13 protein-coding genes and 1 riboswitch are annotated in these 13,071 nt (G+C 72.5%); of the genes, 8 read left to right on the top strand and 5 right to left on the bottom strand.

Annotated features, from left to right (window positions below):
• The first annotated feature begins 201 nt into the window (after positions 1-201).
• Positions 202-687 (top strand): MSMEG_6728 family protein, encoded by a 486-nt coding sequence (locus Pta02_RS08535; RefSeq protein WP_203874143.1) that lies wholly within the window; start codon positions 202-204, stop codon positions 685-687.
• A 66-nt stretch (positions 688-753) separates the two neighbouring features.
• Here the strand turns inward: Pta02_RS08535 and Pta02_RS08530 are convergent, their stop codons facing one another.
• Positions 754-2,331 (bottom strand): FAD-binding oxidoreductase, encoded by a 1,578-nt coding sequence (locus Pta02_RS08530; protein ID WP_203874232.1) that lies wholly within the window; start codon positions 2,329-2,331, stop codon positions 754-756.
• 76 nt (positions 2,332-2,407) lie between these two features.
• Here Pta02_RS08530 and Pta02_RS08525 point away from each other — a divergent pair, with 76 nt between their 5' ends.
• The 4 genes from Pta02_RS08525 to Pta02_RS08510 all read left to right on the top strand — a co-directional run bounded on the left by Pta02_RS08525 (position 2,408) and on the right by Pta02_RS08510 (position 5,976).
• Positions 2,408-3,010 (top strand): TetR/AcrR family transcriptional regulator, encoded by a 603-nt coding sequence (locus Pta02_RS08525; protein ID WP_203874142.1) that lies wholly within the window; start codon positions 2,408-2,410, stop codon positions 3,008-3,010.
• The gene (locus Pta02_RS08520; protein WP_203874141.1) at positions 3,007-4,527 is read left to right on the top strand and encodes a glycerol-3-phosphate dehydrogenase/oxidase; all 1,521 of its coding nucleotides are present in this window, start codon (positions 3,007-3,009) and stop codon (positions 4,525-4,527) included. Before Pta02_RS08525 ends, Pta02_RS08520 begins: the two co-directional genes overlap by 4 nt.
• Before the next feature lie 91 nt (positions 4,528-4,618).
• The gene (locus Pta02_RS08515) at positions 4,619-5,557 is read left to right on the top strand and encodes a sucrase ferredoxin (RefSeq protein ID WP_203874140.1); all 939 of its coding nucleotides are present in this window, start codon (positions 4,619-4,621) and stop codon (positions 5,555-5,557) included.
• A gap of 104 nt (positions 5,558-5,661) precedes the next feature.
• Positions 5,662-5,976: a WhiB family transcriptional regulator gene (locus tag Pta02_RS08510; RefSeq protein WP_184943121.1), complete on the top strand. Its 315-nt coding sequence runs from the start codon at positions 5,662-5,664 to the stop codon at positions 5,974-5,976.
• A 56-nt stretch (positions 5,977-6,032) separates the two neighbouring features.
• Here Pta02_RS08510 and Pta02_RS08505 read toward each other — a convergent pair whose 3' ends face one another.
• From Pta02_RS08505 to Pta02_RS08490, 4 genes are all read right to left on the bottom strand, one after another.
• Positions 6,033-6,707 carry a phosphoribosyltransferase gene (locus tag Pta02_RS08505; protein WP_239129914.1) on the bottom strand — a complete coding sequence of 225 codons (675 nt, stop codon included), beginning with the start codon at positions 6,705-6,707 and terminating at the stop codon, positions 6,033-6,035.
• 191 nt (positions 6,708-6,898) lie between these two features.
• Positions 6,899-8,026, bottom strand: coding sequence for a ribosome small subunit-dependent GTPase A (rsgA, locus tag Pta02_RS08500; protein WP_239129912.1), 1,128 nt, complete (start codon positions 8,024-8,026; stop codon positions 6,899-6,901).
• Between the two features lie 280 nt (positions 8,027-8,306).
• Positions 8,307-9,563, bottom strand: coding sequence for a serine hydroxymethyltransferase (gene glyA, locus Pta02_RS08495; RefSeq protein ID WP_203874138.1), 1,257 nt, complete (start codon positions 9,561-9,563; stop codon positions 8,307-8,309).
• 46 nt (positions 9,564-9,609) lie between these two features.
• Positions 9,610-9,689, bottom strand: a riboswitch (ZMP/ZTP riboswitch).
• Positions 9,683-10,684 (bottom strand): YihY/virulence factor BrkB family protein, encoded by a 1,002-nt coding sequence (locus Pta02_RS08490; protein ID WP_239129903.1) that lies wholly within the window; start codon positions 10,682-10,684, stop codon positions 9,683-9,685. (Overlaps the previous riboswitch by 7 nt.)
• Before the next feature lie 155 nt (positions 10,685-10,839).
• On the opposite strand from Pta02_RS08490, the gene Pta02_RS41850 reads away from it, so the two are divergent.
• The 3 genes from Pta02_RS41850 to Pta02_RS08485 all read left to right on the top strand — a co-directional run bounded on the left by Pta02_RS41850 (position 10,840) and on the right by Pta02_RS08485 (position 13,021).
• Positions 10,840-10,965 (top strand): hypothetical protein, encoded by a 126-nt coding sequence (locus Pta02_RS41850; protein ID WP_275423565.1) that lies wholly within the window; start codon positions 10,840-10,842, stop codon positions 10,963-10,965.
• 140 nt (positions 10,966-11,105) lie between these two features.
• The gene (locus Pta02_RS42290; RefSeq protein WP_373872355.1) at positions 11,106-11,189 is read left to right on the top strand and encodes a putative leader peptide; all 84 of its coding nucleotides are present in this window, start codon (positions 11,106-11,108) and stop codon (positions 11,187-11,189) included.
• Between the two features lie 149 nt (positions 11,190-11,338).
• Positions 11,339-13,021, top strand: a complete 1,683-nt coding sequence (locus tag Pta02_RS08485) for a nitrite/sulfite reductase (protein WP_203874136.1) — start codon at positions 11,339-11,341, stop codon at positions 13,019-13,021.
• Positions 13,022-13,071 lie beyond the last annotated feature (50 nt).

Below are 13,071 nucleotides of genomic sequence, written 5' to 3'. Positions count from 1 at the left end.
CGCTCCGCCCCGTGGAATCCGGCCCGCCGCCGGTCCGGGGCGGGCGGACATTTGACCCCGCGCCCAGGGGCGCTTTCCCTGCGGCCCGCGTGCCCGGCGCCCGGGCGGGTACGCCTGGCACGGCCGGCGGACCCACCCCGGCGCGGCGTCCCGGGGCCCGTCCGGGCGCGCCGTACCCGCGCCCCTGACCCGAGGACGGCGATGCAGACCTTCCTCCCCTATCCCGACTTCGCCGCCACCGCGGCGGTCCTCGACCCGCTGCGGCTCGGCAAGCAGCGGGTCGAGACGCTCCAGGTGCTGCGCGCGCTGACCGTGCCGGGGTACGGCTGGCGCAACCACCCGGCGGTGCGGATGTGGACCGGCTACGAGGAGGCCCTGGTCAGGTACGGCCTGGAGATCTGCGGGCACTGGTGCTCCGCGGGCCGGGCCGACACCTGCTCGGAGACGATGGCGCGGGAGCTGACCGAGCGGCGCGGCGTCGAGGCCCCGCGCTCCCAGGAGCTGCTCGGGCAGGCGGGCGAGCTGCCGCCCTGGCTGGGCGACCCCGCCTTCCACCTCAGCCACCGCTCGTCCCTGCTGCGCAAGCTCCCGGACCACTACCGTCCGCTCTTCGGCGACGAGCCGGACGACCTGCCCTACGTCTGGCCGGCCTCCGACCGCACTCCCCCTCCCCCGCCGCCCGGATGACCGGCCGGCGGGGACCCGGGTGGCGGGGCCCGGGCTGCGGGGGCCCGGGCTGCGGGAAGTCCGCCCTCAGGGGATCAGCACCCCGGGGTTGAGGATCCCCTCGGGGTCGAGGCGTTCCTTGATCCCGCGCAGGATCTCCACGCCCAGCTCGCCGATCTCGGCGGCGTACGGCCCGCGGTGGTCGCGGCCGACGCCGTGGTGGTGGGAGATGGTGCCGCCCGCGGCGACGATCGCCTCGTTCGCCGCGCGCTTGGCCGCCTCCCACTGCGCGATCGGGTCCTCGCTCTGGGCCGTGACGACCGTGAAGTAGAGCGAGGCGCCGGTGCCGTACACGTGCGAGATGTGGCACATCACCAGCGGCGAGCCGAGCGCGCCGTGCAGCGCCAGCCGTACGGCGTCGTACAGGCGCGGCAGGTCGGCCCAGAACCCGGCCGTCTCCAGGGTCTCCACCGTGGCCCCGGCCGCGAGCAGGGAGTCGCGCAGGTAGGGGGCCGCGTAGCGGCCGTGCGCCCAGGCCTGGCCGGGCCCGGTGCCCAGGAAGGTCCCGCCGAGCCCGGCCAGCACCGCGGCGGCCCGCTCACGCCGCGCGGGCACCTCCTCGGCGGCGCCCTCGTAGCCGGCCACGACCAGGCAGCCCGCCCCGGAGGCCATGCCGCCCAGCTCACCGAGCTCCGCGGGCTTGGCCAGGCCGATCATCGTCTCGGTCTCGTCCGACAGGCGCAGCACGGTGGGCACCGGGCCGTCCTGGGCGAGCTTGCGCAGCGCGGCCGACCCGGCCGCGAACGACTCGAACCGCCAGCCCTCGTAGACCCGGACCTGCGGGACCGGCCGCACCCGGAGCCGGAGCGAGGTGATCACGCCGAAGGCGCCCTCGGAGCCGAGGATCACCTGGCGCAGGTCGGGCCCGGCGGCGGACTTGGGCGCGCGGCCCAGATCGAGGGTGCCGCGCGGGGTGGCCACGGTCATGCCGGCCACCATGTCGTCGAACCGGCCGTAACCGGCCGAGGCCTGGCCGCTGGAGCGGGCCGCGGCGAAGCCGCCCAGCGTGGCGTACTCGAACGACTGGGGGAAGTGCCCCAGGGTGAGACCGTGCGCGGCCAGGAGCTCCTCGGCCTGCGGCGCGCGCAGGCCCGGCTCCAGCTCCGCGATCATCGACTCGGTGTCCACCGAGACGAGCCGGTTCAGCCGGGCCAGGTCCAGGGCGACGACCCCGGTGAACCCCTCCCGCCGAGGGGTCAGCCCGCCGACGACCGAGGTGCCGCCGCCGAAGGGCACCACCGCGACCCGGTGCGCGGCGCAGACCCGCAGCACCCGCAGCACCTCCTCGTGCGAGCCGGGCAGCACCACGGCGTCGGGGGCGTCGGAGCCGTCACCGGCGCGCATGCGCATCAGGTCGGGGGTGGACTTGCCCCGGGTGTGGCGGACCCGGTCCTCGTCACCGGAGCACACGTACCCCTCGCCGACCACGCCGGTCAGTTCGGTCAGCGCCTCGGGGGGCAGGGCCGTGACGGGCAGCCGCACCTCCTCCCAGCTTCCGGCCGGGCTCGCCGGCGGGCGCACGCCCAGCACCTCCCGCAGCAGCTTCGCGACCGGCTCGGGCAGGTCCGCGGCCTCGGCGGGATCGCCCCAGCCGGACCAGAGCATCGGTTCGGCGGCACTCGCCGGGGCCGCCGGGGTCTCTACTTCCGCACGGTGAGTTTCCACCTCTACACTGTGACATATGACGTCCATTCGTCACAATAAGGGCAGGGAGCAGCCCGAGGACTCCGAGGAGTCCCGGAGCGGCAGGCACGGCGAGGTCGTCCTCGACGCCGCGCGCGAGATGGTGCTGGCCGTCGGGGTGCGCCGCACCACGCTCACCGACGTGGCGCGGCGGGCCGGGGTGTCCCGGATGACCGTCTACCGGCACTGGCCCGACGTACGGAGCCTGGTCGCCGACCTGATGACCAGGGAGTGGGTGCGCGTGGCCGGGCGCTTCGCCACCGGCGACCCGGTCACCGCGGCCGTCGGGGTGGTCGGGGAGCTGCGCGGCCACCCGCTCTGGCGGAAGATCGTCGAGGTCGATCCAGAGCTGCTCCTGCCCTACCTGCTCGACCGCCGGGGCTCCAGCCACGAGGCCATGCTCGCCCTCGTCGAGCAGGCCGTCGCCCGGGGCCAGGAGCGGGGCACCGTACGGCCCGGCGACCCCGTGGCGATGGCCAGGGCCGTGCTGCTGACCGCCCAGTCCTTCCTGCTGTCCGGCCCCACCATGCTCGGCCCCGTCACCCGGGACGAGCTGGACGCCGAGCTGACCGCACTCCTGGAGAGGTACCTGTCGCCGTGAAGTCCTCCCTCAACGCCGCCCGCCGCTCCCGCGAGCTCGCCGAGCTGGCCGGCGGCCGGACCGTCGACGTGCTGGTGGTCGGGCTGGGCGCCACCGGCGCCGGGGCCGCGCTCGACGCCGCCTCGCGCGGCCTGTCGGTGGCCGCGATCGACGCCTGCGACCTGGCCTTCGGCACCTCGCGGTGGAGCTCCAAGATGATCCACGGCGGCCTGCGCTATCTCGCCAAGGGGCAGATCGGGGTGGCGCACGAGAGCGCGGTGGAGCGCGGCGTCCTGCTCGCCCGCACCGCCCCGCACCTGGTGCGGGCGCAGCCGTACCTGCTGCCGCTGACCCCGCGGGTCTCCGGCGCCCAGGCGGCGACCCTGATGACCGGCTACCGGCTGGGCGACGGGCTGCGCGCCGCCGCCCGCACCCCGCGCCGGCTGCTGCCCGGCCCCTCGCGGGTCTCGGCCGGGCGGGCGCGCGAGCTGGCCGCGCCGCTGAGCCCGCGAGGGCTGCGCGGGGCGCTGCTGTCGTGGGACGGGCGGCTGGTCGACGACGCCCGGCTGGTGGTCGCGCTGGCCAGGACCGCCGCCGCGCACGGGGCCCGGGTCCTGACCCGGTGCCGGGCGCTGGAGCTGGGCGGGCGGGAGGCGCGGGTGCGCGACGAGCTCACCGGCGAGACCTTCACGATCCGGGCGCGGGCCGTGATCAACGCCGCGGGGGTCTGGGCCGCGCGGCTCGACCCGGCCATCCGGCTGCGGCCCTCGCGCGGCACCCACCTGGTGCTGCGGCCGGAGACCCTGCCGGGGCTGCGCACCGGGCTGCACGTGCCGATCCCCGGCGAGGGCAACCGCTTCGCGCTGGTGCTGCCCCAGGCCGACGGGCGCGTCTACGTGGGCCTGACCGACGAGCCGGTGGAGGGGCCGGTCCCCGACGTCCCCGAGGCGCCGGAGGAGGACGTGAGGTTCCTGCTCGGCGTGCTCAACTCGGTGCTGGAGACCGAGGTGCGGCGCGAGGAGGTGGCCGGCGCCTTCGCCGGGCTGCGCCCGCTGCTGGCGGCCGAGGGGCGCACCGCCGACCTGTCCAGGAGGCACGCGCTGCTGACCTCCTCCGACGGGGTGATCACGGTCGTGGGCGGCAAGCTCACCACCTACCGGCGGATGGCCGAGGACGCGGTCGACCTGGCGGTCCGGACCCGCCGCCTGGGCGCGGGCGCGAGCCGTACGGCGCGCCTGCCCCTGGTCGGCGCCGTGCACGCCGGCCTCGCGCACCCGGGCGTCACGGCGCCGGCGCGACTGCTGGAGAGGTACGGCGGCGAGGCGGGGGCCGTGCACGAGCTGGCCGAGCGGGACCCGGCGCTGGCCGAGCGGCTGCCCACCGGCGTCACGATGGCCGAACTCCTCTGGGCGGTCCGGCACGAGGGGGCGCTGGACGCCGGCGACCTGCTGGACCGGCGGACCCGGATCGGCCTGGTCGCGGAGGACAGGCGGGCGGCGCTGCCCGCGGCACAGGCGGCACTGGATTATCGGGAGTAGATATTTTTCCCAGCTTTGGGCAGTTCTACACCCACAACGATTCCCCTGATCCGTTAGGTTAGTCTTACCTAACAACGGATAGGGGGAGTGTGTGACCACGGCAGGCGTTCCGGGCAAGGCGGCCAAGGGGTGCGAGCATCCCCCCGGCTGCCACACCGGCGAGCTGCCGGTGCACGCCAGTGCGACGGTCGGGGCCCGTTTCTGGTTGCTCATCGAGCATTCCGGGCCCTGGGCCTCTCATCTGGAGGACTGCGACCTTCCGGAAGAGATTCACACTCTTATCAAACGGGCGACGAGCCTCGGCATCCGCCCCCAGCTCATCCGCCGGCCGGGACGCAGAACCCCCGGCGGGGACGGCATTCACGTCATGGTCGCGGACTCCACGGCGGCCGAACCCTGGCTCGCCGAGGGCGTCGTCGACGACCCGGATGATCTTGACCTGGAGGCTCTCCGGGCCGGAGTGGTCCCCAAGTCCTGCATACTTGTGAGTGAGCCGGTTTTTCTGGTCTGTACGCACGCCAAGCGCAACGCGTGCTGCGCCCGCATTGGACTTCCCCTCGCTCGTTCCCTGGCCGATGTTTGGCCGGACAGAGTATGGGAAACATCACATGTTGGCGGCGATCGATACGCCGCCAATCTGGTGTGCTTGCCACACGGGCTCTACTACGGCAGCATGTCTCAAGCTGCTGCGCTCGCAGCAGTCGACGCGTACCGGTCCGGCGAGGTCATCCTCGACCGTTTCCGGGGACGCGCAGGCATCCCTGAGCCACTGCAAGCCGCCGAGCATTTCGTCCGTGCCCACACGGGCGAGCTCTCGGTCGGCGGAGTGGCCGCGGAGTCCTCCAGGTCGGAGGGAGCCGCCACCGAAGCCATCGTGCGCGGTAGCGGCACCCGTTTTCGGGTAGTGGTTGAACCCATGACGTTGCCAACGCCATGTGGTACGGCTTGCGCCGACACGATCACCACCTATCGGCTGGTCACGCTGGACAGGCTCACGCCTGTGCGGTACGCCACGCCTGCTCTGACCTGACTAGAGGGAACATCGCGGCCTGTCCAGGCGTTGGCACCAGGGACGTCAAATGCGTCCAATGCGGTAGTAACCCGAAATACTTCTCACTAGAAGGTGGTTTTCTCATGTCTCAGGTACGTCGGCAGACCGCCCGCCCTCGGCCCAGCTGGGGCTGGCAGGATGACGCCGCGTGCCGGGGTGAGGACCTTGTGCTCTTCTTCGGTCCCGATGGCGAGCGTCAGCCCGAGCGTGATATCCGCGAGCGCAAGGCCAAGGCCATCTGCGGCCAGTGCCCCGTCCGCGCCGAGTGCCTTGACTACGCGCTGTCCCGTCCGGAGAAGTACGGCACGTGGGGCGGCCTGAACGAGGACGAGCGCGCCTCCGAGCGCCGTCGTCGCATGCGCCGTGCCGCCAGCGCCGGCATCAGCGCCGTCGCCTGAACGACCTCCACCCGGCTTTCCCCCGCGCGTGTGATCTCGCCGGCGTCCCTGCGAGATCACACGTTGTTCCGCGCGCGGACCCAGGTGTCGAGCAGGCCGAGAACGTCGTCGTCGTCGAGCTGGTCGAACCTCCGGTACCACTGCCCCACGGCGTGGAACCCCGGCGGTGCGGCGAGCACCACGATCTCGTCCGCCTCCCCCCGCATGGCCCGGACCGTCTCCGGCGCCGCCACGGGAGCGGCGAGCACCAGACGTGCCGGGGCCCGCGACCTGACCGCGCGCAAGGCGGCCCTGGCCGTGACGCCGGTGGCGATGCCGTCGTCGACCACGACCACGTCCCTGCCCTCCGGCTCCGGCGTCCGTCTGCTCCCCCGGTAGACCGCGACCCGCCGGGCCAGCTCGGCCCGCTCGGCCTCGACCACCCGGCGCAGATCCTCCCCCGAGGGCATCAACCGCCGCAGCATGTCCGGATCGAGCACCGGTTCGCCGCCCTCGGCGATCGCCCCCACCCCGAACTCGCGGTTGACCGGATGGCCTATCTTCCGGCTGACCAGCACGTCGAGCACGCCCCCGAGCCGTGCCGCGATCGGGACGGCCACCGCCACTCCCCCGCGTGGCAGCGCCAGCACGACCGGAGCCCGCAGGCCCAGGCCGGCCAGCCGACCGGCCAGGAGCCCGCCCGCCTCGGCCCGGTCGGCGAAGGGCAGGCGCACTCCCGCGTCACCGCTCACGGGCACGGCGTTCCCCGTCCACCGGCCGGAGGAACCTTCCCATAACTCACATAGCGGTCATACCCCTATCCGAGTGACGGTCCCCCGGCCGGAGCCGGACCGCGCCGCCGGACCCGTCGCGGAGCACCGGCGGTCACGGATCACCGGCGGTCACGGATCACCGATGGTCGCAAGTCACCGGCGCTCGCGGGTCAGGGACGGTTGCGTCCCGCCCTCCGCATCTCCTTGTGGATCACCTTCCACCGGTCCTGCCGCTCCTTGCGCAGCCGCGCGTCGGTCCGCGAGGCCATCCACGCCGCCTCCCGCTGGAGCTTCTTCCAGCTGGTCAGCCGGCGCTCGGGGAGCGTGCCGTCCTCGATCGCCTCGACGACGGCGCAGCCGGGCTCGCTGTCGTGGGCGCAGTCGGCGAACCTGCACCGCCCCGCGAGCTCCTCGATGTCGGAGAAGACCATGTCCACACCCTCGCCCATGTCGTACAGGCCGACGCGGCGGATGCCCGGGGTGTCGATGACGAGGCCCCCGGCGGACAGCGGGATGAGCTCCCGGTGCACGGTGGTGTGCCGGCCCCGGCCGTCCCCGGCGCGGACCTGCTGGGTCTCCATCACCGCCTCCCCGGCCAGGGCGTTGACGAGCGTGGACTTGCCGGCGCCCGAGGCGCCCAGCACCACGGCGGTGCGGGTGCCGGCCAGGTAGCCGCGGACGATGTCCACGCCCTGCCCGGTGAGGGAGCAGACCGCGTGCACGTCCACGCCGGGCGCGGCGGCGGCGACCTCCTCCATCAGGAAGTCGAGGCTCTCCTCGACGAGGTCGGCCTTGGTGACGAGCACCACCGGCTGCCCGCCGCTCTCCCAGGCCAGGGCGAGCAGCCGCTCGATCCTGCCCAGGTCGGCGGTGTCGGTGGCGTGCAGGGCCGGCTCGGCGACGAACACCACGTCGACGTTGGCGGCCAGCACCTGACCCTGGGAGTCGTCGGACAGGCCGCCCCGCGAGGTGCGGCCCACCCCGCCCCGGACGAAGGCGGTACGGCGCGGCAGCAGCCCGTCGAGCTCGAAGCGCCCCTCGGGCAGCCGCCGCAGCACGGCCCAGTCGCCCACGCAGGGCAGGGCCACCGGGTCGGCGGCGGCGGCCCGCCGTACCCGGGCTCCGTAGTGGACCTGGAGATGACCCTCGGCGCCGATCACCTCGGCGGCGCCGCGGTCGACGCGGGCCACCCGGGCGGGGACCGCACCGTCGGGGAGCTCGGCGGCGAGGGAGTCGTTCCAGCCGAGCGAGGAGAGATCGAAGGAACCAGACAGAACTGGTGAGGACAACGTGGACACACCCTTTGTGAGGCTTACGGAGAAGAAGCCGGGTGTCCCGTGTCGGCTGATCGGCCGGACACGGCTCGCGATGAGCGCGCTCTGGCTAGGCGGACACCCGGAGGCTGACGGACGGCATGGTCGTCAGAAAGACCCGCATAGTCCTCACCTCCGAATGTCATGGCCGCCCTGCTGACAGAGCGGCGGAGCCGGGCCCACTATAACGCGGACCCGGCCCGTGATCACAATGGTTTATCGCGGGGAGCTCCCACCGGGCCCGCGGACCGGCCCGGGCGGCGCCCTACAGGCCGGGGGCCGGGAAGCGGGAGGTCAGCTCGCGCACCTCGCCCAGGACGCGGGTGACGGCGTGCTCGGCCTCGTCCTCGCCCTTGGCCAGCGCGGTGACGACCTGGTCGATCCACGCGCCGATCTGCCGCATCTCGCCCTCGCCCATGCCACGGCTGGTCACACCGGCGGTGCCGATCCGGATGCCCGAGGGGTCGAACGGCTTGCGGGTGTCGAACGGCACGGTGTTGTAGTTGGTCTCCAGGCCCGCCCGGTCCAGCGCCTGGGCGGCGGGCTTGCCGCCGATGCCCTTGGGCGTCAGGTCCATCAGGATCAGGTGGTTGTCGGTGCCGCCGGAGACGAGGTCGAACCCGCGGGCGGCGAGTTCCTCGGCCAGCGCCCGGGCGTTGGCGACCACCTGGTGGGCGTAGGCCTTGAACTCCTCGGTGTCCGCCTCCTTGAGCGCCACCGCGATGGCCGCGGTGGTGTGGTTGTGCGGGCCGCCCTGCAGGCCGGGGAAGACGGCCTTGTTCAGCGCCGTGGCGTGCTCGTCGGAGGTGGCCATCAGCATGGCGCCGCGGGGGCCGCGCAGCGTCTTGTGCGTCGTGGTGGAGATGACGTCGGCGTGGCCGACCGGCGACGGGTGGGCGCCGCCGGCGACGAGACCGGCGATGTGCGCGATGTCGGCCGCCAGGACGGCGCCGACCTCACGGGCGATCTCGGCGAAGGCCGGGAAGTCGATGGTGCGCGGGATGGCGGTGCCGCCGCAGAAGATCAGCTTCGGGCGCTCGCGCAGGGCGATCTCGCGGACCTCGTCCATGTCGACGCGGCCGGTGTCCTTGCGCACGCCGTACCGGACCGGGGTGAACCACTTGCCGGTGGCCGAGACCGACCAGCCGTGGGTCAGGTGGCCGCCGAAGGGCAGGCCCATGCCCATCACGGTGTCGCCGGGGCTGAGGAAGGCCATGTAGACGGCGAGGTTGGCGGGCGAGCCCGAGTAGGGCTGGACGTTGGCGTGGTTGACCCCGAACAGCGACTTGGCCCGCTCGATGGCGACGGTCTCGATCTGGTCGATGACCTGCTGACCCTCGTAGTAGCGCTTGCCGGGGTAGCCCTCGGAGTACTTGTTGGTGAGGACGGTCCCCGTCGCCTCCAGCACCGCCTTGGAGACGTAGTTCTCCGAGGCGATCAGCTTGACGGTGTCGGCCTGGCGGCGCTCCTCGGCCTTGACCAGCTCGGCGATCTGCGGGTCGACACTGGAAAGAGAACTCATGGCGCCTTCACTCCCTAGTCATCTTTGACGGGCATCGTTGACAACGCACGAAGACCCAGGCGCGCGGCCTCCGCCATTCCGCTCCCCGGTGGTTACCCACCCAATGCGCCAGTCGCGGCTTAGACGATAGCGGACTGGCCGGTCTTGCCGAGGCGCCCGGTGCCGTCGGCCGGCCACAGGCGGTCCACCTCGGCGTTGAGGATGGCGCCGATGAGTACGGCGAGCGCGGTGATGTAGAGCCACAGGAGCACCGCGATGGGGGCGGCCAGCGATCCGTAGATGGACACCGGCGAGAACCACGCGGCGAGCACCTCGCGCAGCACGGCGGCGCAGGCGATCCAGATGATGAGGGCCAGCACGGCCCCGGGCATCTCCCGCCACCAGCGCGTGCGCACCGGGACGCTCACGTGGTACAGGAGCGTGAGGAAGAAGACCGAGCCGACGACGACCACCGGCCAGTAGAGGACGTCCACCAGCATCGCGTAGTCCGGCGGCAGCGCGCCCTGCAGCGCCGCGGGGCCCAGCACCAGGACGGGCATGACGAACAGCCCGCTCAGCAGGCCCGCGAGATAGAGCCCGAAGGACATCAGGCGGGTGCGGATGATCCCGCGTTCCTCGCCGAGGCCGTACGCCACCGATATCAGGTCCACGTAGACGAACAGCGCCCGCGAGCCCGACCACAGCGCGAGCAGGAAGCCCACCGAGATCAGCGAGACCTGGTTGCGCGGGTTCAGCACGTCGTCGATGAGCGGGGTGACGACGCTGTCCACCGCGTTGTCGGTGAACAGCAGGTGCGCCTGGAGCTCGATCCAGACGGTGATGTCCTGCACGGTCTCCGGGCCGAACACCGAGGTGAGCTGGCCGACCACGCCGATCAGGCCGAGCACGAACGGCGGCAGCGACAGCAGCGCGAAGAACGCCGCCTCACCGGCCAGCCCGGTGACCCGGTAGGCGATGCCCGCGTTGACGGTCGCGACGAGCAACGACCACGTGTCGGTGCCCCGCACCCACGACAGTCCGGCCTGCAGCCTGGCGCTGTGCCGGCGCAGCCTGGAGTGGGCCCACCGCGGCCTGCGCCGCTTGGGCCCGGGCCGCCGCGTCGAGGCCTCAGTGGACGTCATGCCACACAACGGTATGCCCTGCGGTGCGCTATAACGAGCCCGGTCATCGGCCGTCCGGGGCCCCGGTCGTCCGCGGCGGGACGTGCGGAGAGCGGCAACGCGCTGATTCGCCCGTCTGCGTGGGGAAAGCGGGTGATGAGCGCACAATGGGAGGCATGATCTGCGACAAGTGCAAAGACAGCCGCCACGAGGAGTGCCCGGGCGGGTCGTGGTGCGACTGCCAGCACCAGCCCGCCGAGACGCCCCGCGAGTCGCCGCTCGACTGGCCGCGCCAGGGCTGATCCCTCCCCCGCTCTCCGCCGCCGGTCCGGCCGCCCCGCACGTCCGCGGTGCGTCCGCCCGTGTCCACGATGCGTTCGCGTGCGTCCAGAGTGTGGACCCGATATTGGACATCTCGGGCCGCCAAGGTATCGTCGGGGACATGCCAGCGGACCCCATGCTCGTCGTGCGACGCCACGTCGACCTTTTGCGTGTCCGTAGCGCCATCTGTTGTGACGTCCGTTGACCGTCGCCCTCCGCCGCTGACCTGACGCAGCCCGGGGCACCCGCACAGGCGTCACTCTCTCTGAGCGATCTTCCCCCGCACTCGACGATGAGGCGGGAGGTGCCTGCGCGTGCCCGGAAAACACCCCACCTCCGAATAAGGACGCGCACATGACGACCCCGGCCCGTTCGGCCAACCGCCACCACAAGCGCCCGCGCGGCGAAGGTCAGTGGGCTCTCGGTTATCGCGAGCCGCTGAACAAGAACGAGGAGAACAAGAAGAACGACGACGGGCTCAACGTCCGTCAGCGGATCATCGACATCTACTCCAAGGCCGGCTTCGACTCCATCGACCCGGCCGACCTGCGCGGCAGGATGCGCTGGTACGGGCTCTACACCCAGCGCAAGCCCGGGATCGACGGCGGCAAGACCGCGGTCCTGGAGCCGGAGGAGCTCGACGACCGCTACTTCATGCTCCGCGTCCGCATCGACGGCGGCCAGCTCACGGTGGAGCAGCTGCGCGTCATCGCCGACATCTCCAACGAGTACGGCCGCGGCACCGCCGACGTCACCGACCGGCAGAACATCCAGCTGCACTGGATCGAGATCGAGTCCGTGCCGGACATCTGGGAGCGGCTGGAGGCGGTGGGCCTGTCCACCACCGAGGCCTGCGGCGACACCCCGCGCGTCATCATCGGCTGCCCGCTGGCCGGGATCGACACCGACGAGGTCCTCGACGGCACCGCGGAGATCCGCCGGATCCACGACGACTTCATCGGCAACCCCGAGTACTCCAACCTGCCGCGCAAGTTCAAGACGGCGGTCTCCGGCTGCCCGGCGCACTGCACGGTGCACGAGATCAACGACGTGGCCTTCGTCGGCGTCGTCGACGAGAACGGCGAGCGCGGCTACGACCTGTGGGTCGGCGGCGGGTTGTCGACCAACCCGATGCTGGCCAAGCGGCTGGGCGTCTTCGTCACCCCCGAGCAGGCCTCCGAGGTCTACGGCGGCGTGATCGGCATCTTCCGCGACTACGGCTACCGCCGCCTGCGCCACCGGGCGCGGATCAAGTTCCTGGTCAACGACTGGGGCCCGGAGAAGTTCCGCGAGATCCTGGAGAAGGAGTACCTCGGCTACACCCTGCCCGACGGCCCCGCGCCCGAGCTGCCGCGCGACGGCCGCCGCGATCACGTGGGCGTCCGCCCGCAGAAGGACGGCAACTTCTACGTCGGCTTCGCGCCGCGGGTCGGCCGCCTCGACGGCGACAAGCTGCACCTGATCGCCGACATCGCCGAGCGGCACGGCTCCGGCCGGATCCGCACCACGGTCGAGCAGAAGATGGTCATCCTCGACGTCGCCCCCGACCGGGTCGACAGCCTCGTCGCCGAGCTGGAGGCCAACGACCTGCGGGTCAACCCCTCCACCTTCCGCCGCCAGACCATGGCCTGCACCGGCATCGAGTACTGCAAGCTGGCGATCGTCGAGACCAAGGCCACCGCCTCGAACCTGATCGACGAGCTGGAGGCCCGCCTGCCGGACTTCGCCGAGCCGCTGACCATCAACGTCAACGGCTGCCCGAACTCCTGCGCGCGCATCCAGACCGCCGACATCGGCCTCAAGGGCCAGCTCGTGGTCAACGAGGCCGGCGAGCAGGTCGAGGGCTTCCAGATCCACCTGGGCGGCTCGCTGGGCGTCAACGCCGGCTTCGGCCGCAAGGTCCGCGGCCTGAAGGCCACCGCCGAGGAACTGCCCGACTACGTCGAGCGGGTCCTGCGCAATTTCGACAAGCAGAAGAACGAGGGCGAGACCTTCGCCGAGTGGGTCCAGCGCGCCGACGAGGCGGACCTCAAGTGAGCGAGCGTGCGGTCCCGTTCCACTGCCCCTACTGCGGTGAAGAGGACCTG

Source organism: Paraplanobispora takensis (assembly GCF_016863195.1).
GTDB lineage: Bacteria > Actinomycetota > Actinomycetes > Streptosporangiales > Streptosporangiaceae > Planobispora > Planobispora takensis.
The sequence above is the reverse complement of the archived record's forward strand: the minus strand, read 5'-3'. Positions and strand labels throughout refer to the sequence as shown.

What these genes read in the sequence shown, in the direction of transcription:
- Pta02_RS08490 (WP_239129903.1), bottom strand. Translation starts at nt 10,684, where the DNA reads ATGACGTCCACTGAGGCCTCGACGCGGCGGCCCGGGCCCAAGCGGCGC.
- glyA (WP_203874138.1), bottom strand. Translation starts at nt 9,563, where the DNA reads ATGAGTTCTCTTTCCAGTGTCGACCCGCAGATCGCCGAGCTGGTCAAG.
- Pta02_RS08535 (WP_203874143.1), top strand. Translation starts at nt 202, where the DNA reads ATGCAGACCTTCCTCCCCTATCCCGACTTCGCCGCCACCGCGGCGGTC.
- Pta02_RS08525 (WP_203874142.1), top strand. Translation starts at nt 2,408, where the DNA reads ATGACGTCCATTCGTCACAATAAGGGCAGGGAGCAGCCCGAGGACTCC.
- Pta02_RS08485 (WP_203874136.1), top strand. Translation starts at nt 11,339, where the DNA reads ATGACGACCCCGGCCCGTTCGGCCAACCGCCACCACAAGCGCCCGCGC.
- Pta02_RS08530 (WP_203874232.1), bottom strand. Translation starts at nt 2,331, where the DNA reads ATGCTCTGGTCCGGCTGGGGCGATCCCGCCGAGGCCGCGGACCTGCCC.
- Pta02_RS41850 (WP_275423565.1), top strand. Translation starts at nt 10,840, where the DNA reads ATGATCTGCGACAAGTGCAAAGACAGCCGCCACGAGGAGTGCCCGGGC.
- Pta02_RS42290 (WP_373872355.1), top strand. Translation starts at nt 11,106, where the DNA reads ATGCCAGCGGACCCCATGCTCGTCGTGCGACGCCACGTCGACCTTTTG.
- Pta02_RS08510 (WP_184943121.1), top strand. Translation starts at nt 5,662, where the DNA reads ATGTCTCAGGTACGTCGGCAGACCGCCCGCCCTCGGCCCAGCTGGGGC.